Annotated in this window: 22 protein-coding genes; 6 read left to right on the forward strand and 16 right to left on the reverse strand. The window is 37.2% G+C overall.

The features are described from left to right. Nucleotides 1-35: 35 nt before the first annotated feature. The 4 genes from BTHG_RS15155 (at nt 36) to BTHG_RS15175 (ending at nt 5,781) form a co-directional block, all read left to right on the forward strand. The gene (locus tag BTHG_RS15155; RefSeq protein WP_010677583.1) at nt 36-2,258 is read left to right on the forward strand and encodes an outer membrane protein assembly factor BamB family protein; all 2,223 of its coding nucleotides are present in this window, start codon (nt 36-38) and stop codon (nt 2,256-2,258) included. A 540-nt stretch (nt 2,259-2,798) separates the two neighbouring features. Next, the gene (locus BTHG_RS15165; protein ID WP_010677584.1) at nt 2,799-3,836 is read left to right on the forward strand and encodes a TRAP transporter substrate-binding protein; all 1,038 of its coding nucleotides are present in this window, start codon (nt 2,799-2,801) and stop codon (nt 3,834-3,836) included. Between the two features lie 203 nt (nt 3,837-4,039). After that, a complete protein-coding gene (locus tag BTHG_RS15170) occupies nt 4,040-4,513 on the forward strand; it encodes a TRAP transporter small permease (protein WP_010677585.1) in 474 nt (157 codons plus the stop codon). Further along, nucleotides 4,513-5,781, forward strand: coding sequence for a TRAP transporter large permease (locus BTHG_RS15175; RefSeq protein WP_010677586.1), 1,269 nt, complete (start codon nt 4,513-4,515; stop codon nt 5,779-5,781). Before BTHG_RS15170 ends, BTHG_RS15175 begins: the two co-directional genes overlap by 1 nt. 154 nt (nt 5,782-5,935) lie before the next feature. Here the strand turns inward: BTHG_RS15175 and BTHG_RS15180 are convergent, their stop codons facing one another. After that, nucleotides 5,936-6,481 (reverse strand): cupin domain-containing protein, encoded by a 546-nt coding sequence (locus BTHG_RS15180; protein ID WP_010677587.1) that lies wholly within the window; start codon nt 6,479-6,481, stop codon nt 5,936-5,938. A 182-nt stretch (nt 6,482-6,663) separates the two neighbouring features. Between BTHG_RS15180 and BTHG_RS15185 the strand changes: the two genes are divergently transcribed. Then, the gene (locus tag BTHG_RS15185; RefSeq protein ID WP_010677588.1) at nt 6,664-7,671 is read left to right on the forward strand and encodes a DUF3231 family protein; all 1,008 of its coding nucleotides are present in this window, start codon (nt 6,664-6,666) and stop codon (nt 7,669-7,671) included. 64 nt (nt 7,672-7,735) lie between these two features. Here the strand turns inward: BTHG_RS15185 and BTHG_RS15190 are convergent, their stop codons facing one another. The 15 genes from BTHG_RS15190 to BTHG_RS15255 form a co-directional block, all read right to left on the reverse strand. Continuing rightward, nucleotides 7,736-8,116, reverse strand: coding sequence for a hypothetical protein (locus BTHG_RS15190; RefSeq protein WP_010677589.1), 381 nt, complete (start codon nt 8,114-8,116; stop codon nt 7,736-7,738). A gap of 149 nt (nt 8,117-8,265) precedes the next feature. Next, nucleotides 8,266-9,645, reverse strand: a complete 1,380-nt coding sequence (locus BTHG_RS15195; RefSeq protein WP_010677590.1) for a sensor histidine kinase — start codon at nt 9,643-9,645, stop codon at nt 8,266-8,268. A gap of 2 nt (nt 9,646-9,647) precedes the next feature. After that, nucleotides 9,648-10,322 carry a response regulator transcription factor gene (locus BTHG_RS15200; RefSeq protein WP_010677591.1) on the reverse strand — a complete coding sequence of 225 codons (675 nt, stop codon included), beginning with the start codon at nt 10,320-10,322 and terminating at the stop codon, nt 9,648-9,650. Between the two features lie 91 nt (nt 10,323-10,413). After that, complete coding sequence (locus tag BTHG_RS15205; protein ID WP_010677592.1) at nt 10,414-11,100, reverse strand: ABC transporter ATP-binding protein; 687 nt, start codon at nt 11,098-11,100, stop codon at nt 10,414-10,416. Between the two features lies 1 nt (nt 11,101). Then, complete coding sequence (locus BTHG_RS15210; protein WP_010677593.1) at nt 11,102-12,136, reverse strand: ABC transporter permease; 1,035 nt, start codon at nt 12,134-12,136, stop codon at nt 11,102-11,104. Between the two features lie 1,188 nt (nt 12,137-13,324). Further along, nucleotides 13,325-15,130: a sensor domain-containing protein gene (locus tag BTHG_RS15215; protein WP_010677594.1), complete on the reverse strand. Its 1,806-nt coding sequence runs from the start codon at nt 15,128-15,130 to the stop codon at nt 13,325-13,327. Between the two features lie 33 nt (nt 15,131-15,163). Then, nucleotides 15,164-16,861: a methyl-accepting chemotaxis protein gene (locus BTHG_RS15220; RefSeq protein ID WP_010677595.1), complete on the reverse strand. Its 1,698-nt coding sequence runs from the start codon at nt 16,859-16,861 to the stop codon at nt 15,164-15,166. Between the two features lie 371 nt (nt 16,862-17,232). Further along, nucleotides 17,233-17,937 carry a hypothetical protein gene (locus tag BTHG_RS27830; RefSeq protein WP_332306432.1) on the reverse strand — a complete coding sequence of 235 codons (705 nt, stop codon included), beginning with the start codon at nt 17,935-17,937 and terminating at the stop codon, nt 17,233-17,235. A 50-nt stretch (nt 17,938-17,987) separates the two neighbouring features. Beyond that, nucleotides 17,988-18,494, reverse strand: a complete 507-nt coding sequence (locus BTHG_RS27835) for a major tail protein (RefSeq protein ID WP_332306433.1) — start codon at nt 18,492-18,494, stop codon at nt 17,988-17,990. A gap of 40 nt (nt 18,495-18,534) precedes the next feature. Then, nucleotides 18,535-19,110 carry a hypothetical protein gene (locus tag BTHG_RS15230; protein WP_010677596.1) on the reverse strand — a complete coding sequence of 192 codons (576 nt, stop codon included), beginning with the start codon at nt 19,108-19,110 and terminating at the stop codon, nt 18,535-18,537. Between the two features lie 165 nt (nt 19,111-19,275). Then, on the reverse strand, nt 19,276-19,653 hold the full coding sequence (locus BTHG_RS15235) for a hypothetical protein (protein WP_010677597.1): 378 nt from the start codon (nt 19,651-19,653) through the stop codon (nt 19,276-19,278). 12 nt (nt 19,654-19,665) lie between these two features. Beyond that, nucleotides 19,666-19,872 (reverse strand): helix-turn-helix transcriptional regulator, encoded by a 207-nt coding sequence (locus tag BTHG_RS15240; RefSeq protein WP_010677598.1) that lies wholly within the window; start codon nt 19,870-19,872, stop codon nt 19,666-19,668. Nucleotides 19,873-20,003: 131 nt separating this feature from the next. Next, nucleotides 20,004-21,716, reverse strand: a complete 1,713-nt coding sequence (nagZ, locus tag BTHG_RS15245) for a beta-N-acetylhexosaminidase (protein ID WP_010677599.1) — start codon at nt 21,714-21,716, stop codon at nt 20,004-20,006. A 305-nt stretch (nt 21,717-22,021) separates the two neighbouring features. Further along, the gene (gene coaA / locus BTHG_RS15250; protein WP_010677600.1) at nt 22,022-22,942 is read right to left on the reverse strand and encodes a type I pantothenate kinase; all 921 of its coding nucleotides are present in this window, start codon (nt 22,940-22,942) and stop codon (nt 22,022-22,024) included. Between the two features lie 62 nt (nt 22,943-23,004). Continuing rightward, nucleotides 23,005-23,622, reverse strand: coding sequence for a YczE/YyaS/YitT family protein (locus BTHG_RS15255; protein WP_010677601.1), 618 nt, complete (start codon nt 23,620-23,622; stop codon nt 23,005-23,007). Nucleotides 23,623-23,895: 273 nt separating this feature from the next. On the opposite strand from BTHG_RS15255, the gene BTHG_RS15260 reads away from it, so the two are divergent. Continuing rightward, nucleotides 23,896-25,620 carry a sensor histidine kinase gene (locus tag BTHG_RS15260; RefSeq protein ID WP_010677602.1) on the forward strand — a complete coding sequence of 575 codons (1,725 nt, stop codon included), beginning with the start codon at nt 23,896-23,898 and terminating at the stop codon, nt 25,618-25,620.

Genomic DNA, 25,620 nt, shown 5'->3' on the forward strand with positions numbered 1-25,620 from the left:
CACTATTTTCACAGTTGAAAGGAGTTTTATGAACAATGGGTAAGTTTGGATGGATTATTATTTTGGTCCTCCTTGTGATTGCCATTGGAGCTGGTGTGATTATTTCACAAAACATCGGCGAAGAAGAACAGGCTGAGCAAGGTGTTGAAAATCAAGAAGGAGCAACCGAAAAACAGAAATTTGACAAAGATAAGCATTTTTCAGTACAGCATAAGGATTATCCAGGAAAAATCGCTCCAAAATTTTCTGGGGATGATCTTGCAAAAGCTCCAACAGGAGATTGGATTACAAACGGTGGAAATATCTTTAACGGAAGATACTCGCCACTTGATAAAATCACTAAATCTAATGTAAAAGGTTTAAAGGCTGAATGGGTGACAAGTCTCGGCTCTGGATATGAGTTTAAATATTCAGGTGAGGCTACTCCAATCGTCTATGATGGGGTTATGTTTACCATTACTGGAGCAGATGACGTTCAAGCCATCGATGCTAAAACTGGTGAATTAATTTGGGAATATCGCCCCGAATTAGCCGCAAATTTAGATACCGTCTGCTGTGGTTGGACAAGTAGAGGTGTTGGTTTAGGAGATGGAAGGGTTTATGTTGGCCTGTTAGATGCTAGGTTAATTGCCTTGGATCAAAAAACAGGTGAAATCATTTGGGAAACGAAAGTAGAGGATTGGGAAAAAGGTTATAACATTACAAGTGCCCCTCTTTATTATAACGGAATGGTATATACTGGGGTCGCTGGTGGTGAGTATGGGATTCGTGGTTTTGTTGCTGCCTTTGATGCAGAAAAAGGGGAACAAGTTTGGAAAACCCATACCGTCCCGGGTCCTGATGAAAAGGGACATGATACTTGGCCTAAGGATACCGACGCTTGGAAAAGAGGCGGAGCAGCTGTATGGCAAACACCTGCTATTGACCCTGAACTAGGAATTCTCTATCTATCTACAGGTAATCCGTCTGCAGACCTAGATGGAAGTGCTCGTGAAGGTGACAACTTATTTTCCGATTCCGTCTTGGCATTGGATGCTAAAACTGGTGAATACAAATGGCACTTCCAGGAAGTACACCATGATATTTGGGACATGGATGCGCCAAACCCGGTCGTTCTATTTGATGTAGAAATGGATGGAAAGAAGAGAAAAGGCATTGCACAGGCTGGAAAAACAGGGTGGCTCTACATATTGGACCGAACAAATGGTGAGCCATTGATTGGTATTGAAGAAAAACCAGTTCCACAGGATGAAAGACAAAAGACAGCCAAAACGCAGCCTTTCCCAGTAGGAGATGCATTCATACCGCAAAAAGTCACTGAGGAAGATGTGAAAAAGGACTTCGCTGATGATTGGAAAGGTAAAATTGGGAATATCTTCACACCATTCTGGGATGAATTTGTCACATTAAAACCTGGTCCTCAAGGTGGAGCAAACTGGCCACCATCAGCATATAATCCAAATACTGAGCTATTTTACTTAATGGCAAATGATACGTACTTTTCATACTCACATCATGAAGGTGATGAAGCAAATAACTACAAAGAAGGCGAAGTATGGCTTGGAAGTGTATGGCAGCCAGTACCGAACTCTCCTGGTCGTGGTGTTGTAACAGCTATGGATATAAAAACAAATAAAATTGTATGGCAGAAACATTGGGATCAAATTGCCTATAGTGGACTTTTAACAACAAAAGGCGACCTTTTGTTTGCAGGGCATAACGATGGCCGTATTATTGCCTTTGATGCAACAAACGGAAATGAGTTATGGGAGTTTAAGATGGATGCGGGAGCAAATGCGCCACCTATCACATATGAAATTGACGGTAAACAATATATATCTATTTTTGCTGCCGGTAACTCACTTGCAGGAACTACTCATGGAGACAAAATTTATACCTTCTCTCTCGAAGGAGCTTATGCATCCGTGGAAGATATACCTGAAGATAAAATCAACAAATCACCAACAGCAAACGACCCCGCAGCTACAGACAAGAAACAAGATGCAGAAGAATCAGATAAGTCAACTGCACATCAGGGTGCAGACGTATACAAGAACAACTGTTTAGCTTGTCATGGTGACAACGGTGAAGGTGGACATAATGGTCCTAATCTTCAAACTAGTTCTTTCTTGAAAGACAGAGATAAATTAATTACCCAAATCAAAAATGGTAGTGCCGGAATGCCTCCATTTAAGGATACTTTAAATGATGATCAAATAAATGCATTAGTTGAATATCTAGAAAGTATTGCAAAATAAAAGCACATAAAAAAGGTAATCGCTCAAAAAGGGCGATTACCTTTTTGCTTTTTTGAACCTATGAAGGTACTTCTTTCGTTTCTTACGTTCCGCTTGGGTCTTCATTACACCGATTAAGACTCTTCCCTCCTTTCTTCCGTTCCGTTTGGGTCTTCATTCCTACTGATTCTCCCAGAACACTTGATATTTTTTGTTTTAGTATTTGTCCGCCTTTATGATCTACAAAAACAGCAAAGGTATACAAATATAACTTTCTATATGTGACTTTCAGTGAATTAAGTTATCACCAGAGGGTTACTTGCCTATACTCGACTATTTATCCAAGTCTTTAAACAGATTTATAGGTATGCTTACATCTTGTTAAGGATACATCTTGTGGTCTTCAATCATGTGAAATCTCTTTTCCACTAAAATACTATCTTACTTTAACGCTTTCGACAAAAAAATTATCAAAAAACATAAAATATTGTAGAAAAATAATCGAAAGATGTTATAATGTTCAATATCATCTAAAATTTTCAGAAAATAGGGGGCAATATCATGAAAGGTAGAAAACTTTCATGGATGGTACTCTTCTTAGTGTTTGCTTTAGTTCTAGCAGCATGTGGAGGTACTGAATCCAGTAAAGAAAGCGACTCATCATCTGATGGCGCTAAAGACGAAGGAAAAACATACACACTTAAAGCAGGGCATTCTCAAACAGAGGAACACCCTTATCATCTTGCATTACTTGATTTAGCTAAAAATGTGAAAGAACGTACGAATGGAAAAGTTACAATTGAAATCTTCCCATTAAACCAATTAGGAGCAGAGAGAGAATTAACTGAAGCTCTTACACTTGGAACTGCTGATATGTCAATTTCTTCCACAGCACCAATTGCAAACTTCTATCCTCAAATTGGCATTGTTGATTTACCATTCTTATTTGAATCAAGAGAACATGCATACAGTGTGCTTGATGGAAAAGTTGGACAAGATCTGTTAGCTGGTATGGAAGATGTTGGACTCGTTGGTCTTGCTTGGGCTGAAAATGGTTTCCGTCACATCACAAACAGCAAGCATCCTATAACAAAACCAGAGGACTTAAAAGGTTTAAAAATCCGTACTCAAGAAAACCAAATTCACCTTGATGCATTCAATGCACTTGGCGCTCAACCAACTCCAATGGCTTGGAACGAAGCATTAACTGCCCTTCAACAAGGTGTTGTTGATGCTCAAGAAAATCCTTTAATTATTGCTGATACGTATAAGCTTTATGATTCTAACCAAAAATACATGACATTAACAGGACATATATACTCACCTGCAGTTGTAATGTTTAGTAAATCTGTTTGGGATACACTTCCAGCTGAATACCAAGAGATTCTTAAAGAAGAAGCAAAAATTGCTGGTGACAAAGTGCGCGAGCTTAGCACAAAAGCTGATACTGATTCTTTACAGGTTGTAAAAGACGCTGGTATGGAAGTTATCGAAGATGTAGATGTACAGCCATTCCGTGATGCAATTCAATCTGTATATGAAAAATACGAAAAAGACTTTGGTAAGGAAAATATTGAAGCAATCTTAAACGGTAATTAATCTAAATAAAAAACTTGGTGAGTGCTTCCGCACAATCCAAGTTTTTAACTTTATTCAGTCGGGGTTCAAACCCCGACTGAATAAAGTTAAAAGCCTCCGGCGGATGCCACAGATTTTCAAAGGAAGCTTTTCGAGCAGGCTCGAAAAAATCTGGGCGCAAATACGCCAAGGCGTATTTGATTTGATAATAAGGGGAAATACAGGTGAAAAAGATAGTAGATGTAATAAATGGATTTTTTAAATGGATATTGATTGTCCTATTTTTTGTATTGGTCGTCGTTGTCTTTTTACAGGTCCTCTTTCGTTTCGTTCTGGAACAACCATTAGCATGGACTGAGGAGTTAGGACGATACTTACTCGTGTGGACTACCTTCCTAGGGGCCGGTTATGGCATGAGTGTAAAAGCACACCCTGGGGTTGAAATTCTTTATGACGCTTTTGGTCCTACCTTAAAAAAGATACTAAATGTAGTCATTGCAATTCTCGTTATATTTTTCTTTTGGCAGGTTATTGTTCACAGCTTCGACTTTATCGAACGTAGTATGATTCAAAAGTCTCCTGTTCTACAAATACCAATGGGATATATCTATACAGTCATTCCGATATCAAGCGTACTTTTTATCATCAATCTGCTTTATGTCGTAATTTCTGATTGGAATAAGGAGGCGAAGAACTAATGGCTTGGTTACTTTTTGGAATACTAATTGTTCTTTTCTTCATTAATGTACCAATCGCGGTTGCTCTTGGACTCTCTTCTATGATTGTGCTTATGATCCAAGATAATGTTCCGTTAATGGTTATTGTCCAAAAAATGTTTACATCAACAGATTCGTTTACATTGATGGCAGTTCCCTTCTTCATCTTAGCAGGTAAATTAATGGAAGTTGGGGGAATCTCCAAAAGACTAGTAGATTTCGCAATGACCATTGTTGGAAGAATGCATGGGGGCTTGGCAATTGTTTCTGTTGTTACATGCATGTTCTTTGCAGCCATTTCAGGATCTGGTGCAGCTACTACAGCAGCAGTTGGAGCCATCATGATTCCTGCTATGGTTCAAAAAGGGTATGATAAAAGCTTCTCTACTGCAATTCAAGCCGCCGGTGGAACAATCGGCGTTATGATTCCACCAAGTGTACCCATGATTTTATTTGGTGTTATTGCTGGAGCATCGATTAGTGATTTATTCATCGCTGGTATTCTACCTGGTATTTTAGTTGGCGTTTCACTAATTGTTGTTGCTTATTTTATTTCACGTAAACGCGGTTATGGGAAAGAAGAAAAAAGCTCCATTCGTGATGTTTTCACATCCTTTAACCGAGCTATTCTTGCGATTTTAATGCCTGTTATTATTCTTGGTGGAATCTATGGCGGGGTCTTTACGCCAACAGAGGCTTCTGTTGTTGCTGCTGTTTATGGTTTAGTTGTTGGTCTCTTTATCTATAAAGAAATTAAGTGGAAGGATTTACCTGAGGTTTTCATTTCTTCCGCTGTTACATCTGCAGTTATTATGTTTATTATTGCTTGTGCATCCATTTTTGGTTTTATTTTAACAAGGGAGCAAATTCCACTTCAAATCACAAATGCACTACTTGAATTTTCTTCAAATCCGATAATTGTATTAATCATTATAAACATAATTCTATTAATAATAGGTACATTCTTAGAAACATCGGCAGCGATTATCATTATGGCACCTATTTTACTTCCTGTTACAAATGCTGTGGGTATTGACCCTGTTCATTTTGGAGTTATCATGGTCGTCAACCTTGCAATCGGCTTTATCACACCACCAGTTGGGATTAACCTATTCGTTGCATCTAATATCGCAAACCTTAGATTAGAGAAAGTTGTTCGGGCCATTATTCCGTTCCTGATTATGTTAATCGTCGACATTATCATTATTAGTTTTGTACCAGAGATTAGCCTCTTCTTCTTAGATAAATAAATATGAAAAGTGCTTGTTCCGACAGACATGCGTCGATTAGAAACAAGCACTTTTTTTATGCTCTTCTTTTAAAAAGCTCGGCTGATAAGCCTTATAAGCTTATATATTTGAGATGAACTGGAAATATGTGACAATCGCTAGATTTCCTCCAGTTTTAGTGATGTTCCGCTGCCATTGCATCTTTTTTAGTTTTATGAACGGTACCAAACGGATGATTTGGCGGTGCATAGATGGAGTAAAGTTTTAGAGGAATATTTCCGGTATTTGTTACGTTATGCCATGTTCCTGCCGGAATAAAAATGGCAGAATCGTCATTCACTTGACGCACAAAGTTTAGATTGTCTTTTTTGTTCCCCATTTGAACAATTCCATGACCTTGTTCAATACGTAAGAATTGGTCTACATTCGGATGAATCTCTAACCCGATATCTTCTCCAACGTGTAAACTCATTAAGGTTACTTGCAAGTGATTTCCTGTCCATATCGCAGTACGATAGGTATTATTTTGTTTCGCTGCTTCGTTAATATTGACAACATATGGCCTTTTCCCATGATCCCTGAATTCAGTTTGTTTCCTAAACATCGGTGTTTGATAATAACCCCAATGGTTCCCATAATGCATAGGAAAATCCATATAATATGGATGCTGATAGTGATGGTGATGAAAGTGATACGGATTCACATAAGGTACATAATACATATTTTCATGATCCCTCCACAGATTGATAAATTATCCTATGCACAACCGGTTAGGAATGTAACCCATTTTTAGGAAGGCGATTTTCCGGATAAGCATCCAGCATAACCCTCCTACAATTGCATAATTTTGGCTATTAAGAAACATACTTCAAGTAAACAGAAGTACAAGGAGGCGAAAACTCCATGTTTAAACATGATAATCCATTGAATGCATCCGAAATTGGTACCCTTTGGCTTACCTACCAAGAAAAAACTCTTATTCTTCGAGTATTAGAGTACTTTCTTGAAAAATCAAACGATCAGGAAGCAAAAAATATTATGGGAATGCTGTGGCAGGAATTAGATTACTATGTAAAATTGATAGAAAAAATTTTCGACAGTGAAGGAATTGTAGTCCCAAATGGATTTAAAGAAGAAGATGTTAATCTAGATGCCCCTAGCCTTTTTGACAATGGATTTGATATTATGTTCCTACGAATTTTAAAAGAAGTAAGTATGGGGATGTACACTATCAATATGAATATGGCCTACAGAATTGACGTCATGACCATTTATGAAGGATTGACCGTTGTAACTCATAAGGTCTACAAATTAGCAACTCTATATTTACTTAAGAAAGGGATACTCACCCTTCCACCAAAGGCGACTTTGCCAAAATCTACAGAGTACGTAAAAAGCAAAAACTATTTGAAAGGATTTAACCTTTTCAGCGACAAGAGAGCTTTAAATCATATTGAATTAGGTTTTCTTCATCATGGTATCGAAACAAATAATGTTGGAATGCAATTGATGACAGGATTTGCGCAATGTGCACAGAACAAAGAAGTTAAACAATATTTCATTAAAGGAAAAGAACTTTCGAAAAAGCAAATTAAAATATTTGAGGAAATTCTTTTAGATAGTGATGTTCAGTTTTCTGCAACGTCTGGAAGTACGGTGACAACTTCAACAATTGCACCATTTTCTAATAAATTGATGATGTATTGTACATATCTATTAAATGGATTTAGTATGGTGGGAGGCAGCTTCGGCACCTTTTTTATGTTACGAAATGACATTACCGTGAAAACAGCATCACTGATGAAGGATGTCTACTTTTTTGGTGAAGATGGTGTTAAACTGATGATCAAAAATCAATGGTTTGAAGAACCTCCACAAATGGAGGACCGACCAAAAATTATAAATAAATAAGGTCAGAAGGACAGGTTCATCGTTCCAAATGGGTCAATGAACCTGTCCCCATGACCCACTCGGTTTACTTTTTCGTAAAAAGTGTAATGAGGAAAAAGGTGATAAAGCTAATAAGAAGGGTAACGCCGCCACCTATATAGAAGAGAAGCGTGACGCCTTCTGGTAATGGAAAAGGTTTCACCATGTTTAACCACATTCCGATTGTTAATCCGGTTGAGCCTATAATTGCGGTCCATACGTGAATCTGTGTCAAAACAGATTGTTCAATTTTGAAAACTTTGTAGAAAACGGCCCACGCAAACAGACTCAACCACCCCACTACTAAAATGTGCGCATGTACAGGACGAAACGCATACGAACCTGCACCAGCCATGTGTGCCCCAAGTACTGCACCGATTAGGCCAAATATACTTGCAAATCTTACTAATACCAAACTATTATTCATAAAACATTCTCCTCCTGATTGTGATTTATAGTACATGGTCTGTGACACTACTATTACGGTCCACGCTCTTTCCTTTTTAACCGGGCATGTTCCCAACAACACCAATGTACACCATGAATATGAACGGAGGATGAATAAGAAATTACAATCTATCGAATCGGCAATTCTACAATAAATTTTGTTCCTTTCTTGTCATTACTTGTAACGGTAATCTTACCGCCATGCAAATCAATAATCGTTTTGACAATTGATAAACCGAGCCCCGTACCTTCAACCAAGCGTGTACGTGACTGATCTGCCCTGTAAAAACGGTCAAAAATCCGATCTATTTCCGAGCTTTTCAGCCCAATCCCAGAATCCTCAAATGTCACAAAAACCGATTCCCCTTTTTTTTCAGCAGAAATTTCAATCGTACCATTAGGCTTGTTATATTTAATCGCATTTGATAGTAGATTATCCCATACCGTATTTACTAGAGACGGGTCAGCTATTATCTCGATATCTGGTAAATGATAACCAAGCATGATTCCTTTTTCCCCAATTAACCACTGATAATGTCGAATTAAATCTTTAATCTGCTGCCCTACATCAAAAGGCTGTTTCTTCACAATATCCTCATTTCGATCTAGTGAAGCCAGCAATAACAGTTGTTTCGTTAAGCTGGAGAGTCTTTCAATCTCACCATTTATAATTGAAACATACTGATTTTTTTCTTCAGTAGTAATGGATTTGTTCTCTAATAAGTTTGTGTAGCCTTTTATATTAGAAAGCGGTGACTGAATATCATGAGAAATATTTGAAATAAATTCCTTCCTAATATCCTCCGTCTGTTCTAGCCTCCTCGCCATCTGTAAAAAGCTCTTCGAAAGTTCGCCCAATTCATCATGTCGGTTTATATCCAATGCCACATTAAAATCACTATTCTCTAGGGATTTCGTCGCTTTTGTTAAATCTGAGATTGGTTTTACTAAATACCTCGTATTAATCAAAACCATGACAATACTAATTAAAATAGTTAAAGCTACAATCCAGCCGAACAACACATGCATCTCATTAAAAAGAAACTTAATATCCGGCCTCAATAAAAGGGCAAAGCCGTTCCCATTGTAGTTCAACGGAACCCCAATTGTATTTTTTAATTCATTTGCAAAAAAACCGGTGACAAAAGTTTCCTGCGGAAATTTGAGAATGCCGTGGTAAACTTCCCCATCTAGCACCTTTTTTTCGGTTGAAACAGGGAGAGTTTGGTCTCGAAAAGGTTCACCAAAGAACGTTTTGTTTCCTGCTTCATCAACCAAACAAAATTGATAACCAGTAGCAGCTAGGCTTTCCAAAAATTCGTTAAGTTCCATCTCAGGGTGTGTTTCCACAAAATGAACAATGTCCAAAGCAACCTGAGTGTTTTTTTGATCATTAATCGGCTTTAGTTTTTGTTGATAATAGCTGTTGGAAAGAATGAAAGCCAAGATAAAACTGATTAACATCATTCCAATTGTGATGACAACAAATTTTATATAAAGTGTTTTCATTCCTACTGTACCTCTAGCATGTAGCCAACGCCACGCACTGTTTTAATTTGAAAGTCATTCGTAAGTTTCGAAAACCGTTCCCGTAGTCTTTTGATATGCACATCGACAGTTCGCTCGTCCCCTTGAAAATCCATGCCCCAAATTTGTTCAATTAAGTGTTCTCTCGAAAACACTTGCTTAGGGTTGGAAATGAGATAATACAGAAGTTCAAATTCTTTTAATGGGATAAGGAAGGTCCTACTGCCTATCTGGACATCATAGCTTTTTTTGTTAATGATTACGTCGCCGAGTTGGAGAATCTCCTCATCTTCTTTGTTCTCGTATCTCCGTAATAAAGCTTTGATTCGAAAACTTAATTCCTTTGGTTCAAACGGCTTAACGAGATAATCATCTGTCCCTGATTCAAATCCTTGCTCCTTATCTTCAATCTGGCTTTTGGCGGTTAAAAGAATGATTGGGATATCGAAAAGTGCTCGAATCTCCTTCGTCAACGTATAACCGTCCATGTACGGCATCATTACATCCACAACTGCCAAATCACATGTTTCCTTTTTTAAAAGATCCAAAGCCGCCATTCCGTCCTTTGCCTCGAGAACATGGTAGCCTTGGTCCGATAAATGAATGCGAACAAGCTGTAAAATATTTGGATCATCATCCACAAGTAAAATCGTCGTCATAAAATTAACTCCTATAATTTTTGTTACATGGGGACAGGTTCAACGTCCCAGCTGGAAAGTGAACCTGTCCTGTCCTATGTTCCCGCACAAATTAAACAGCACTTTGAAGGATCTGTCCATCACTCATTTTGATAATCCGATCTGCAAATGTGAGCATTTCCTCATCATGTGTTACCAGTAAGGTCGTAATATTCATGGATTTTGTTATATTTCTAATGAGCATCATAACATCTGTCGACCTTTTAGAATCTAGACTTGCTGTCGGCTCATCCGCAAAAAGAACTTTTGGTTTATGGATGATAGCACGTGCGATTGCCACTCGCTGCTTTTCCCCACCCGATAATGAAGAAGGATAGGCTTTCCTACGATGCTCCATTTCCACTAATTTTAGTATGTCATCAACTTCTTCTTTTTGCTCATGTTTTGGTAAATTCGATTGTGATACTTCAAGCATGAGCATTAGTTGTTCTTCAACTGTTAAAAATGGTACAAGATGAGCAAATTGAAACACAAAGCCAAATTTCGTTGCTCGTATTTTTCGAATCTGTTCGGATTTCATATTCGAAATATTTTCACCTTCAAACACTACCTTTCCCTCTGATGCAGGTTGAAGACCCGCTGCTATTGTTAGGAGTGTGCTTTTACCTGAACCCGATGCACCAACTAATGCTGTAACCTCGCCTTCTAAAAGCGTCAAGTTTACTCCTTTTAGTATCTCCTCTTTTACTTCTCCATAGGTGAAGGCTTTTCGAACTGCATCAATTGTAAAAATGCTCATCTTACATCTCTCCTTGTTGAATTGCTTGTAATGGTTCGATTTTCTTAATTTGAATCCCAGAAAGAGTAGCTCCAATGAAACCGATGAGAAAAAAAACCGCCGACAATTGGACTGTTGTTTCAGTCGTTAAATGAAACGGCATACTAGTAGGTGCCAAAAGATTAAATGTTTGACTACATGCAATAGACATACCTAAAGCGATAACCGTGATGAAAGCCATCTGGGTCCACATCATGTTAAACAAGGAACTCGTTTTTACACCAATTGCTTTAAGAATACCGTAAAGACCCAATTTTTGAATGTTCATCATGTAGAAAAAGATTGCAAACAGCATGCCACTAATGATAACTAAAAACCAAATAATCATATTTAGGGACATTTGCTCTGCTTTATAGCTTGAAATTGTATTTAAGAATTCCTCCTTTGTAAAAGCATGTAGGTCACTGACCTTTTGCGGCGAGTCCTCTCCAGGTATGAAAAGTAACTGCATGTTATTTATTTGATAAATTTCTTTATAGTCTTCTGTGTTGATATAGGCAACTGGTGCATGGCTGTATTTACTATGTTCAGCAAACCCTATTACAGTGAATTCGCCATTGTGTTGATTATTTGTTAATGTATCACCGATATTTATTCCCGCATTCTGCATGGATTGATCAAGGATGACCTCTCCTTTATTAACTTTTTCAAAGTGGGATGAATCCGTTGATGTAACAAATGCAACGCTCTTTTGCTTGTCATGCATATCGTTTAGAAATCCCATCTGAATTGAAAATGCAACAGCATCTTTATACTTCTGTAAAATATCACTTTGGGTGTCTGGTTCAATTTTTGAAAGATTATACGTTTGGTCCGCATCTTCAGCCATGTAGAATCGACCATCTGGCAAGTTTTTAATTAAGGCAGCATTATCCTGCGACAACCCGTTTGCTAAGCCAGATATGATCAATGTTAAGAAACTAACAAGAAATACGATAGACCCTAGAATGAAAAACCTCATCTTGTTTTTCTTCATTTCCTTTAATGCCATCTTCATCTTTATTCCTCCATTCATGGGACACAGGGAACAGGTTCATCGTTCTAGGTGGGACAATGAACCTGTCCCTGTGTCCCTCATCGACATCCTTATTTTATAATCGGTATGTGAACAGAGGATGAACAGGGGGTTACAGTTTTTGGGGATGGGTTCATCTTTTGGTTATTGGTCATACCCTTTTTATTTCCGGATCTATTATTTAGTAGTAAAACATATCCACAGTGATTAATTTTTATATTTTCCTAGCCTATAAAAAAAGACACTCAAAAAGAGTGTCCCAGAGTGTAGACAAAGTCAGTGCTGACTTTGTCTACACGAATTATTAAGGATATCTAACTATTAATTCTATTCCCAGACTGTCTTGCGAACACTTGTCAGACAAGGCGCGCAGCTGAGCAAAGACGCGAATAGAAGTTGCCGAATGAGCGCAACAAGGGAGGCAAGCAACGCAGTATGCGAGCATTTGTCAACAGTCTGAGACACTCAAAAAGAGTGTCCATTACATAAAAACTGTTTATTTGAATAACGGGTTCTGTTTCCTGTCACAAAACTAAAAATGTATATTAAAATGACCATCAATTTGTAATAGAATTTGATGGTCTCCTTTTGTTGGTATTAAAGGAGTTAATACATTATTCGGGTTAAATCTGTTATATAAAATGCACACTAAAATGTTAGGTTACAGAGTTTTCTGTTATCTGCAAATCATACTACATTTTTCGTTGTTTTTTATTATCAATAATACTTTTGTGGGATGGTGTTTATGAATCAGTTGAATAGCTTATATTCACCGTAATTGCATCACAATGAGGCTCTCTGGGATTTTTGAGTTCTTGTCCTTAATTGAATGACCAGGGAAGGAAAATAAGAGGAGAATTTACCATTATATACAGAATGGAGCTAGTTTTGGGGTAAATAAGGGTAGATTTTCCGACTAAGCAAAGCAAAATCCCTCATTTTCGAATTTTTCGAGTAAGTAGGCGGAATCCCTCCGTCTATTAAGGCTTTTTTCAATGCTATTTGCTAATTAAGCGGAATTTTTCCGTCTAATTATCAGCCCGGGATAAAGAAAAGACGTATGCCAATTCATACGTCTTTTCTTGTTTCTTTTATTTAAAAACACCCGAAAAACAGAAACCTTTTACATTTGCAGGACTAATTCATTTACAAATCAATTAACATTTTCGACTACATTTTCCGTAAATGTGACAGGTATCCGAACCCGTTATTATTTGAAACCATTTTTTTAAAATATTGCTCGATTTCTTGGGCGGAGAGCGGTTTACTATATAGATAGCCCTGTCCATGGTTACAACCATCATTGACTAAGATATTCAACTGCTCTTTGTTTTCGACTCCCTCAGCAATGATTTCCAGGTTAAATGCTTCACCAAAAGTAATAATTGCTTTGACAATAGCACGACTTCCGCGGTCCGTTGTTATATCTTTAATAAAGGAGGCATCTATCTTAAGTATGTCTGCTGGAAGTCTCTTCAAATAACTTAATGAGCTATAACCTGTTCCAAAGTCATCAATTGATATAAAAATCCCTAACTCTCGTATTTTCTGTAGAACCGGTGCAATATTATCAATGTCTGCAAAGACGCTCTCTGTTATTTCGAGCTCCAACCATTTCGAATCCAATTGCGTATCTAGTAAGATTTGCTTAATTTTTTCTACTAAATTAGGCTGATTGAGTTGCTGGACTGAAAGATTGACAGCGACCCTAATTGGAGGAAAACCCTTCCTTTGCCATTCTTTATTTTGCTCGCAAGCACGGCGGAGAATCCATTCACCAAGTGGGATAATAAGTCCCGTTTCCTCCGCAACAGGAATAAACTTAGCTGGAGAAATCAAACCCAATTCTGGATGCCTCCACCTAATCAATGCTTCTATCCCTACTATCCTTCCCGAAAATAGATCAATTTTAGGCTGATAATGGATTGAGAATTCTTCTAATTGAATGGAATCTCGTAATGCATTTTCAAAATGAACTCTCTCCAATGACCTTCTCTCCATGTCTTCGTCAAAGAATAGATAGCCATTCCCGCCTCTTTCCTTTAACGAATTTAACGCAATTGCTGCACGTTTTAGAAGGTTGTCTGAATCCAAACCATGAGATGGAGACAAAGCAATCCCCATACTGCATGAAATCCTAAATGTACGTTCTCCTAAGATTACCGTTTTTTGAAGGCTCTCAATTATTTGATTGACGGTTCTTTCAATCTCAGATTTATCGGAAGCATTTTTCAATAAGATTGTAAATTCATCTCCACCAAATCGAGAAAGAACATCAGATTCATGAAGGCACTGATTAATTCGGTGGGGTATCTCCATTAAGATAAGATCACCAATCTCATGTCCGCACGATTCATTAATATTTTTTAATCTATCTATATCTAGAAAGATTACACCCATTTGTGAATCGCGTCTTTCAACATCTTGTAATTCTTTTGTTACATAATCCATAAATAATCTCCGATTTGGTAAATCCGTTAACGTGTCATAATAAGCTAACCGGTAGATCATTTTTTCAGATTTTACCCGCTCCTCCTCGATTTTCTTCTTAAGCGTTATATCATTCCGAATCGAAACATATTGGTAAGGTACCCCTTTTTCATTCAAAAATGGAACGATGGTTGTATCTACCCAATAGTAACTACCGTATTTTGCTCGATTTTTCACTTCTCCACGCCATACTTTTCCAGTTCCAATGGTCGCCCACATGTTTTTGAAAAAGTTTTGTTTATGATAACCTGAATTTATAATTTGATGATTTTTTCCGATTAGTTCATTCCGTGTAAACTTGGATTGTTTACAAAATTGATCGTTCACATAGGTGATTTTTCCTCTATTATCCGTTATGGCCACAATGGATGACTGGTCAAAGGCATACTTTACGTCAGAAAGTTTTTTCATGACTTCCTTCAATTTTTTATGATCTTCTGGGGCTAATTTCTTTAAGATAGTGTTATTTTCTAGATTCAGTTCCATGATAGTATTCACCCCTAATGAATGATTGTTCATCTAAATCTTGAACTTATTGACAATCCCCTGTAATTCTTCAGCCATGTTTGCTAACGAGCTTGCGGATGATGAAATTTCATCCATAGATGCCATTTGTTCCTCAGTTGAAGCTGAAACTTCTTGTGTCCCTGCTTTTGATTCTTCAGCGACTTCGGAAATTAAACGCATCGAGTGGACCATTTGTTCTGAACCTGCAGCCATTTGTTGAACGGCTGCTGACACCTCTTGGATTTGGCTCGTTACCTCTTTTATCGATTCCTCAATTTGATCAAAGTTTGTTCCAGCAGTATGAATGATTCCAATTCCTGAAATAACTTCCTCGGTAGCTGCCTCCATTGCTGCAACAGCTTTATTTGTTTCATTTTGAATATCAAGAATGAGTTCAGATATTTGGCTTGATGACCCTGCAGACTGCTCCGCTAATTTTCGAACCTCATCTGCTACTACTGCAAATCCACGTCCGTGTTCGCCTGCTCTTGCCGCTTCAATTGCAGCATTCAGGGCTAACAAATTGGTTTGACTTGCAATACTAGTTATCACCTCTATTATTTTTCCAATCTCTTCTGAACGATTTCCTAACCCTTTAATTAGCTCTGACAATTCACTAAATGTATGATTAATAGAATTCATTTGGCTTTCTGCAGTTCGAATGGATTCTCCGCCTTCAGAAGCTTTTTCAGCTGTATCCGTAACTGAAGCTGAAACCCTCTGTGCATTTCCGGCAATTTGTCCAACTCCAATAGACATTTCCTGTACTGTTTGGGAAGTTTCCTCTATACTTTGAACTTGTCTATCAACACCCGCTGCAACTTCGTGCATCGTTACCGCAATTTGTTTTGTTGCATCTGTGGTTTGTTCGGAGCTAGCGGTAAGCTGTTCAGCTGAAGCGGCGACATTATTAGTTGTATAACTAACCTGATTGATTAGCTCACGAAGATTGTTTGTCATTCTATTAAACGCAGTCGCCAAATCCCCGATTTCATCTTTATTTTTAATCTCAATTTGACGAACGGTTAGATCCCCTTCAGCCACTTCTTGAGCATTGTTAATTAACAGTGTAAGTGGTTTTGTCTTTCTTCTAATGATAAAAATAGTAATCAAACAAGCTATTAGCATCGGCAATAGCCCAAGAATAAAACTATCCTTTACCGCATCTACTGTTCTTTCCGTTACAATTTTAGCGTCGAAATCAATTGCGTTAATTGCGATGATTTCTTTGTTTGGATCATGGTCTTTAAAAATTGGCGCATAGCCGGTAATTCTTTTCATTCCTCCAAACTTATATATTTCAGAGTAATGTGGATGCTTTGTTTCCTGAATGGTTTTTAAAACATTTTTATCAATATAAAATTGATCCCCGGCTTTAAATCCTTGCTTTTGCATATTACTGTCTAGTGCCAAGATTTCCCCTTCAAGTGACAGTATGTATTGACCTTCAAAAATTGATTTATGATTTGTTGTCCAATCTAGAAGTTCATTTAACTCGGCAGGGTTTTTATCCCCATCAATAATCGCTTCAATGTCGATTGGATTTATTAAACCAGTCGTGATATTTGCACAACCTACAGCTTCAATGCCCGCTGCCTCATAGGTCTTTTCATAACTAACCCAATAATTTGAGACCGAGGTTATAAACATTGACACAAAGATTACCACGATGATGATAATTCCTAGCTGCGTAGTTAAAGTTCTCTTCACTATTCGTTCCCCCAAAAGTATTCAATGTATTTTTATACATTATATATCGGATACTACTTTGGTACTAGATGTAATGTGATAAAAGTCACAAAAGTGTTCGTTTTGGGACAGAGGGACAGGTACGTCGTCCCGTATTTTATAACTAGCAACCTTTAATTGTTTGGGCACCACATATAAAAACTCTCAAAATAGGAAAATCCCGTTATACTAATTTCATCAAGTACCATGAGGTGAAGCCATGTGGTATCTATCAAAACAAGCCAAGGTAAATTTTGCGAAATGTAATATTCTCCCGATTCACGAATCAGATGAGGAATGGGAATACGTAGTAAAAGAGGTTGGTACAAGGGAACCTTCCCCATGTACCACCACTATAATTCGTCTAACCCAACAACGTCTCCTGTTGTTGCATTTACTCCATACTGACAATCTATTTTCCCGCATAGTACATACTGATTTTGCTCAAAATCATATACGTAATAAGGTGAGAGCTCCAATTTCCCTTTCAGTCTTTCATACGCATCTTCCCTATCGATTACCTCGTCACCAGTTACTTCAAATTGATCAAACATTTCCAGCATCATCTGGTTGTCCATATAATTTACAGCCTGAAGACTATTTGGATCTATCATGACGTCCAATTTCCGCTGAAATACACGTTTATCTTGCTTATTCGCTCTCAAAATGGCATGAATATAACCCTGTTCACGATGAAGGGATTTCAACATCCAGATTCCAGAATCGTTTGGATACTCCTTTCGTAAAAAATCCCTAACCTCATTCACACATTTTTCTTGTTCTACCACAGTAATTGGCTGTGAATCCGGAGAAGGCTCTCCCGAAAATGCTTGTTCTGCCGTAATTTCCTGATGCCAATTTATCTCTTTTCTATCAAATGTTGCAGCAAGTGGCTCATCCCAGAACAAAGCTTGATCTATATTTATATATCCTTGTACATCCACAATGACTTCAAAAGGTATTAACTTTGAAAAGTCATTGCGAACATAAATCTCTTCCACAGTATAAGCCGGAACTAATTGTTGTTGGTCAAATAATGGAAATTCAACTAATTTCAATTGTTCCTTCGCGATGTCCTTAATCTTTGTGAATGTCAATGTATATGGTTCTATTTTGATTCTATTTTTTGAGGGAAAAATTCCATGGACTGAAAAAAAGTAAGCTTTCCATCTTGTTTAAAACGCACTTCAATCATTCCCGTTGGAGAGACGGGAACACCATCGATGCATTCAATAAAGTGCATTTCACCCTCTTCCTCCTTACGAAGTTGGAATTGCTGCTCATACATTAATCCCGTTTCCTGTTCAATCCATTTTATAATGTCATTTTTATCTTCAAAAATGACTCCATCTTTTGCAAACGTCTGACCCATTACAAAAATGACACTTTGTAACTTCATGCTATGAATATCTATTTCAATCACTGCTGTTCCAACTGGATTTTCATCATCAACTAATCCCGTTACATGATTTGGAATCCATTCCATTGATAATGTGTAAACAGTCTCATTAAAAATATTAACAGTACGATTGAAACTATATCTTTCAAGATAATAATCTTCTAAACCAAACTTTCCCCTTGTAAAATCAATTAATTCCTTCGTTTTTTCATCCATCCTACTCACTCCGCTTCTCTCTGCTTCCTGGTATCATCCATTAAAACTTTGAAATGATAAAATAAATGGTCATTACAAATATCGCCAAACCAAATAGGATTCCAGCAACTGCACCTATAAGGTTTGATTTCCAAGTATAGCCCTTCATATCTGATTCGGATGTTGAGCGGTCTACCTTTCTAAAATGAAGAAGCATACTAATATTTGTCAAAACAAAAATCATCAGGGTAATTATTAGCATAATTTTAGGCTCAAATTCAAAATAATTATCATCATAATCAAGACTTATATAAAATTGGAGAAACATGACAATACTCAATACAACACTCCAACCATTGCCTGCTCTTCGGGTCTTTGACCATTCATTTCCCATCTTTTGTTTTTCATAGATTGCTACTTTTTCAAGAAATGGGATAAATGAGTTTGTAGAGTCTCTCTTTATAAAACCATAAATGGCTTGAATAAGAATCATGACCGCAATTGCGATAAAAAAATAGGTAGTTCTAATCGGAAATATCGTAATTAGGGTGTAAAAGATGATGAAAACTGTCAGCATCGTCCCATTTGTTAAAAGAATCTGGTTAACCCGCATATTACGTATCTCATTTGGACCCATTTGCATTCCCTCTTCCCTGAACCTATGAGCACATAGTTTCATCCAAAATAAAAACCTCTCTAAACTCTACGAATCACACACTATGAAGTTTCAATAAATTCCCAATAAAATTACCGTATATAAAAACTGCACAACGTTTTGTGCAGTAAATGTTGAACGTATGCTTTAGTATATTTTTGAATAAATCACAAAGGAGATAAATACGGTGCAGATTAGCAGGGCTGTTAGGATATTGATAAGCTGGGCTGCGGAAACTACGAAGAATTCAAATTGTAGTCCTACATTGAAAACGACTAGATAAAGAATCATCGCAAAGAATGAAGCAAACATTCCCTTTTCACGTATGAGTTTCATACGTTCATCCTTTTGCTTGAACTGTGGATACAGATAAGCCAAACAAAAACTCATTACCGCCATCGCTAGTGTCATAAAAGCCATAGGAGCTGGTGCTGATTTTGCCATGATTCCAACAAACATTACATATCCCGTCATCACAGAAAACAAAATACCAAAAATAACAAATGGAACTCTTGAATTACCCAAGTTTTAGCCTCCTTATTTATAGTCTTCTTCCTCCAAAAAGAAAATGTTCTCCACGTTTGTCTCAAAAACTTCAGCGATTATTAATGCCAAAGGAAGAGAAGGGTTGTATTTGCCCTTTTCAATTGAAATAATCGTTTGTCTGGAAACTCCCAATTTTTCAGCTAGGCGATCTTGAGAGTAACCGTGATTCTTTCTAAACTCCGAAACTTTATTTATCAACCCATTCACCACCTCTTACTTTTTATCATATTGTAAAGCTTCCTTTACGTCAAGTTCCCTTTACATTTTTGCCAAAAAAATAGAGCTAGCTTTATTTGAAATAAAACTAACTCCCTCTTATCTCATCCCCACTATTTCGAAAGCACTCGTTGTACTTCTTTGTTCAAAACATCAATATTCACTGGCTTTCCTTGTGCGTCGTTCACATTATACTTTTCCTTCAATTCAAGAATTCTTGCCACGCTTTCGTCAATTCTCTTCTCGGAAATTTCTCCATTTTCGACTGCCTTTTTGATGGCATTACGGACATGAACCACTTTGTCATAATCATGTGCAACCATAATAATATCGCTACCCGCTTTTATAGATTGAACCGCGGCTTCACCAATATCATAATCATTGGTAATGGCCTTCATGAAAAAATCATCAGTAATTACCACACCATTAAAACTTAATTCATTCCGTAAAATGTCTGTGATAATTGTTTTCGACATGGATGATGGATAGGTCTTATCTAGGGCAGGAACTAAAATATGGCCGACCATCACCATATCTGCGCCTTCTTTGATTGCTTGTTGAAATGGAATCAATTCTAAACTCTCAAGTTCAGCTCGTGATTTAGTAACCTTAGGTAATTCTAAATGTGAATCGACCTGCGTATCCCCATGCCCTGGAAAATGCTTAACCGAGGAAATAATCGACTCTGCCTGCAATCCTTTCATTGTTTGAATTCCAAGACTACCAACAATCTCAGGGCTGTTGCTAAAAGAACGGTCCCCAATTACTGGGTTATCCGGGTTACTATTCACATCGAGTATCGGGGCAAAATTTACATTAAAACCAAATGCCTGTAGCTCTTTACCCAACACAGTGCCAATTTCATATGATAAAGTTGGATCATTGATTTTTCCTATTTCCAAATTGGTTGGAAAATTAATTAAACCTCCTGGCAACTTTGCAATTCGGCCACCTTCCTGGTCGACTCCAAAAAACAAAGGAATATTTCCTTCATTTATTTTTTTGATTTGATTCAAATAAGACACGGTCTGTGTTGGACTTACTAGATTATCACCATTAAAAATGATTCCACCAACATGGTATTTCGTAATTAATTGGTTCATCTTCGTATTCATTTTTGTTCCGGCAATTCCTGCAAAAATCATTTGACCAATTTTTTCATCTAAACGTAAGCTATCATTTTCCTCTGCGGATTTTTGAACTTCCGTCACGACTGAAATATGATGAACAGTTGGATTAGGCTCTTGCTCAGTTGGCTGTGGTAAAATCCACTTCAACTGGAAAGTAGAATTCACCTGATAGAGTAAGATAATTTGGTTAACATTTTCATCCTTATAATACTTGACCTCATCCGGTTCGCCGATTTCCTTTTTTATATCTTCTAAATGAATGACCGCTAAATCTGAATGGTATGAGCGAATATCGAAAGCAAGCTGATTCTTGATTCCAATTGTAGCTTCATGGTCAGGATACACCCCAAAATCCCCAATTGACGTTTTGTCAATTGATGATGGATCTCCCCATTGATCCTGAATTTCCATAAATGTTGTTTGTCCTGCTTTAAAAGGAACATGAGGGATTTTTCCTGTTTTTGCAAGAGAAAAAACATCCTTAACCTGCTTTAGTGAAACCTCTTCTGCCTTCGCTGATTCCTCCAGATCAATATCTGGTTTATTATTTTGTGATGGCTGAATTGACTCATGACTCGGTGCAGTTTGTTGACTTTGATGTTCTTGGTCTTTTGCAAAAAGCATATATAGAAGTCCACTCACTAAAGCAACGGAGAGTACACCAATTAACCCTGCTAGTAACCGTTTTTTATCCATAGGCTCCTCCCTGCTTTTTTTCTTGTATAAAATTAGTCTCTATTTTTCTCCAAAACGTTACAATGAAACAGAAGAACAGGTCCATTGTCCTACCCTTTTGCTTTTAGCCATAAATATTTTTTATCTGACTATTATTCATTAATTGCCCCAAAATGTCAGTAACAGCCATATTTAATTTATTAGCCGTAAATCAAAAAACGCCACAAGCCTAAGGGCTGCGACGTTTTTGATATTGACTGACTTTCGGGACAGATAACCTGTCCCCGTGTCCCGACAAAGCATCGGTATAGGGAACGTAGTTCTACCTAAAACTTCTTCAAGTAAACCTTCTCCATTAAATGATCCTGTCCCTTCTTTAATACAATTTTCGCCCGGTGGCGTGTTGGTAGAATGTTTTCTCGTAAATTTTTCGCATTAATTTCTTCCCAGATGTCGGTTGCTTTTTGGATTGCTTCTTCCTCCGACAAGGATGTATAACGATGAAAATATGAAATTGGATTCTGAAAAGCTGTCTGCTGTAACATTAAAAACCGTTCAATGTACCATTTTTTAATATTTCTTACATCAGCATCAATATAGATAGAGAAGTCAAAAAAATCACTTACGAAAACAGAATGGGATTTACTAACCTGCAAGACATTAATTCCTTCTACAATTAAGATATCCGGTTGTTCAATCACTTCTTTATCAGGCAACACATCATATGTTAAATGTGAGTATAATGGTGCTTCGACTTTTGGTTTGCCAGATTTCACCTTCATCAAAAAATTAATTAATTTTTGAGTATCATAGCTTTCGGGAAAACCTTTTCGCCCCATAAGTCCCTTGCTCTCTAAAATTGCATTTGGATATAAAAATCCGTCAGTCGTAACTAATCCCACTTTTTTATGATTATCCCATCGTGACAATAGAGTTTGAAGCACTCTCGCTGCCGTACTCTTACCTACTGCAACACTTCCGGCAATACCGATAATGTATGGAACTTTTTTAGCTTTATAATCTAAAAAAGAATTTGTTACTCCTTCTAGCTGTTGCGATGCTTCCACTTTTAAATTGATTAAACGAGTCAATGGTAGATAGATTTCTTCTACTTCTTGTAGTGAAATTTCTTCGTTTATACCTTTAATGCTTTCTAGTTCTTCTGCAGATAGCAATAAAGGAGTTTTATTGCGTAGAGTTGCCCATTTTTCCCTATTAAATTCTATATAGTTTGTTAACGGATTCATAAACATTACCTCAAATTTAGATTCACGATTATTTTATCAGATTGCTGCTTCCTTGAATACTTTTAAAAAGAATGAGTAGTCTTCGGTACTTGCAAAATTCTCTTCACTCTATTATTTACTATTTGAATGATTTTACCTAAAAGTAAAGCCGTTGCAATCGTCCCGAGTCCCACCGGTCCTCGCAACAAAAAACCAAGGACAGCCCCCGTGGTTTCAATACCCATTCTTACAACTTGAAAACTCCAGCCAAACCGATTGCATATTGCCACCATCATGCCGTCAATAGGAGTCTTAGGTAAATTCGCCTCCATATAAATACCAATTCCCATCCCTGTTATGACAAGTCCAACAATGAAACAAACCAACTGCAGTTCCCACGATGATGAAAAATTAGCATTCTTAAAAACAATATAAATCCAAAAATCCAGAAAAGCGCTTCGTATGAGGATTGGAATGACAGATTCAATGCGTAATCTTGTTTTTTCAATTGTCCAGGTGATGACTGTGAACGTAACCTGAGTCAAAATGGACCACGTACCAATCGTTAACCCTAAATGTTCATTAAGCCCGACAGCCACAGTATCCCATGGCCCTGCCCCAATAAATGATAGAATAATAAAAGCGATTCCAATGGCAGTAAAAGCTAATCCTCCTAAATACATTCCTATACGTTTCCCCATGATGCACCCCTATATTTAAAAACATTTCAAAATAATTATTTAATTATAACACTTCATTCGAAATTCGTACTATTTTTTTATTTCTTACAGTAGTGGTTTAAAATTTTTACTTTGTCTACCCGTTATACAATCGTTTCAAAATTCTAAAACAAATGATAAAATAGGACTGGGTCTTACTTCCCGCATTTTTACTGGTAAGTTATCACATAAAGGCAACGGTTACAAAAACAAGTTATAATTAAAGTAACCAACAAATAGAAAGGCGACCTCACCATGCTCAAGCAATTGAAAAAATGGAACACGATGCGGAATCAAATCTTATTTATTTTCTTACTGGTTATGATAATTGTTCTTTTAATTGTAGGACTTTTAACATTAAGGCAGGTTTCGACTCTATTAAAAGATAATGCTGAAAAGCAAATTCAACAGGTCGCAATTGAGGCAAACGGAAGAATTGAATCACTTTATGAACAAATCAATATGTCCTCAAAGCTGGTCATTACGGATGAAGGAGTTCAAGAGTCTCTTACGAAAATTTATGATGGAAAAGAAATCTCTTTTCAAGAACGCCAACAATTAATGGGACATGTTAACCGAATAATGGGTAACACCGATGGTATCTTTTCATTTCAGATTTTTTCTAAGGAGCAGCAACGTGTCATTCCACTTGATGACGACGTATTAAACAATCGAATTGATAAAAAGTGGATTGATATAGCAAATCAGGCAAAAGGTGGATTTGTCTGGATTGGAGATGATCCACAGGATAAAAACATTTTTCTTGCTATCCGAAGGGTTAGTTTACTCGAGCGAAAATATGTAAATGGAGGCTACCTTTTAATAAGCATAAACCGTGATCATTTCCAATTTGCAAAGTCTAACGACCAATATTCTATCCTTTTGGACGAAAACCGAAACCCGATTATTCAGAATTACAATGGAGACCTTACGGAAATCATTGCACATTCAGAAGGAACAATCCACCTTGATGAAGGTGATTTTATTGTTTCAAAGGAAACTTCCAATCTTACAGGTTGGACCGTTCTTATTTTAACCCCAGTAAGTGAACTTACTAAGGGAATCGCGGGTATTAGGACAAGCATCATTTTATCTGGTGTAGCTGGCGGAATCATCTTTATGATTTTTTCATTATTCTTGTCAACTGTTATTACAAGGCCGATTGTCCACTTAACAAAAACCATGCAGCGTGCTGGCCAAGGTGCTCTTACCCTGAACCCTGATGTTTCGTCAGTCAATGAAATCAACGAATTAAATAGTACGTACAATCAATTGGTGAAAGAAACAAATCATTTAATTAGAATGGTGTATCAAAAAGAGATTTTACGAAGTCAAAGTGAATTAAAAGCCCTTCAAGCACAAATCAATCCTCATTTTCTGTTCAATACCTTAGACGCACTACATTGGTCACTTGAAGAAAAAAATGAAGATGAGTTGTCTGAAGTTGTCATTGCGATGTCCGACTTATTTCGTTACACAATCACAAAAGAAACAGATGATGATTGGGTCTTTTTAAAAGATGAAATCAAACACATCGGTGACTATATGGAAATTATGAAAATGCGCTTTGGTGATCGATTACAATGGAATGTCTCCCTTCCAGAAAAATATGAAAAGGTTCGAATTCCAAAACTCATTATTCAACCCATTGTTGAAAATGCAATCTTGCACGGCGCTGGAAACAAGGTCGGCGATAGTCTTGTAACAGTTACAGTTGAGTCTGTTCACACAGATATGATTAAGATTTCTGTACAGGATAATGGCCCTGGTATCAATCAAGAGCGCATTGACCAGATTTCTGAATCAATGAAAAACGGTGGTGTCGCTTCAACAAGAGGGAAAGGCATTGCCATTTCTAATGTAAATAAACGCTTAAAACTCTATTACAACGAGAATTTGCATACCGAACTTTTAATTGAAAGTGAACCAGACAAAGGTACACGAATTTCGTTTGAAATACCGATTAATGGGGGAAATTAA

Origin of the sequence: Bacillus timonensis (assembly GCF_000285535.1) — a bacterium.
Classification (GTDB): domain Bacteria; phylum Bacillota; class Bacilli; order Bacillales; family Bacillaceae_L; genus Ferdinandcohnia; species Ferdinandcohnia timonensis.

Coding starts and splice junctions, on each gene's coding strand:
- BTHG_RS15155 (WP_010677583.1), top strand. CDS start 36: ATGGGTAAGTTTGGATGGATTATTATTTTGGTCCTCCTTGTGATTGCC.
- BTHG_RS15165 (WP_010677584.1), top strand. CDS start 2,799: ATGAAAGGTAGAAAACTTTCATGGATGGTACTCTTCTTAGTGTTTGCT.
- BTHG_RS15175 (WP_010677586.1), top strand. CDS start 4,513: ATGGCTTGGTTACTTTTTGGAATACTAATTGTTCTTTTCTTCATTAAT.
- BTHG_RS15180 (WP_010677587.1), bottom strand. CDS start 6,481: ATGTATTATGTACCTTATGTGAATCCGTATCACTTTCATCACCATCAC.
- BTHG_RS15185 (WP_010677588.1), top strand. CDS start 6,664: ATGTTTAAACATGATAATCCATTGAATGCATCCGAAATTGGTACCCTT.
- BTHG_RS15190 (WP_010677589.1), bottom strand. CDS start 8,116: ATGAATAATAGTTTGGTATTAGTAAGATTTGCAAGTATATTTGGCCTA.
- BTHG_RS15195 (WP_010677590.1), bottom strand. CDS start 9,645: ATGAAAACACTTTATATAAAATTTGTTGTCATCACAATTGGAATGATG.
- BTHG_RS15200 (WP_010677591.1), bottom strand. CDS start 10,322: ATGACGACGATTTTACTTGTGGATGATGATCCAAATATTTTACAGCTT.
- BTHG_RS15205 (WP_010677592.1), bottom strand. CDS start 11,100: ATGAGCATTTTTACAATTGATGCAGTTCGAAAAGCCTTCACCTATGGA.
- BTHG_RS15210 (WP_010677593.1), bottom strand. CDS start 12,136: ATGAAGATGGCATTAAAGGAAATGAAGAAAAACAAGATGAGGTTTTTC.
- BTHG_RS15215 (WP_010677594.1), bottom strand. CDS start 15,130: ATGGAACTGAATCTAGAAAATAACACTATCTTAAAGAAATTAGCCCCA.
- BTHG_RS27835 (WP_332306433.1), bottom strand. CDS start 18,494: ATGGATGAAAAAACGAAGGAATTAATTGATTTTACAAGGGGAAAGTTT.
- BTHG_RS15230 (WP_010677596.1), bottom strand. CDS start 19,110: ATGGGTCCAAATGAGATACGTAATATGCGGGTTAACCAGATTCTTTTA.
- nagZ (WP_010677599.1), bottom strand. CDS start 21,716: ATGGATAAAAAACGGTTACTAGCAGGGTTAATTGGTGTACTCTCCGTT.
- coaA (WP_010677600.1), bottom strand. CDS start 22,942: ATGAATCCGTTAACAAACTATATAGAATTTAATAGGGAAAAATGGGCA.
- BTHG_RS15255 (WP_010677601.1), bottom strand. CDS start 23,622: ATGGGGAAACGTATAGGAATGTATTTAGGAGGATTAGCTTTTACTGCC.
- BTHG_RS15260 (WP_010677602.1), top strand. CDS start 23,896: ATGCTCAAGCAATTGAAAAAATGGAACACGATGCGGAATCAAATCTTA.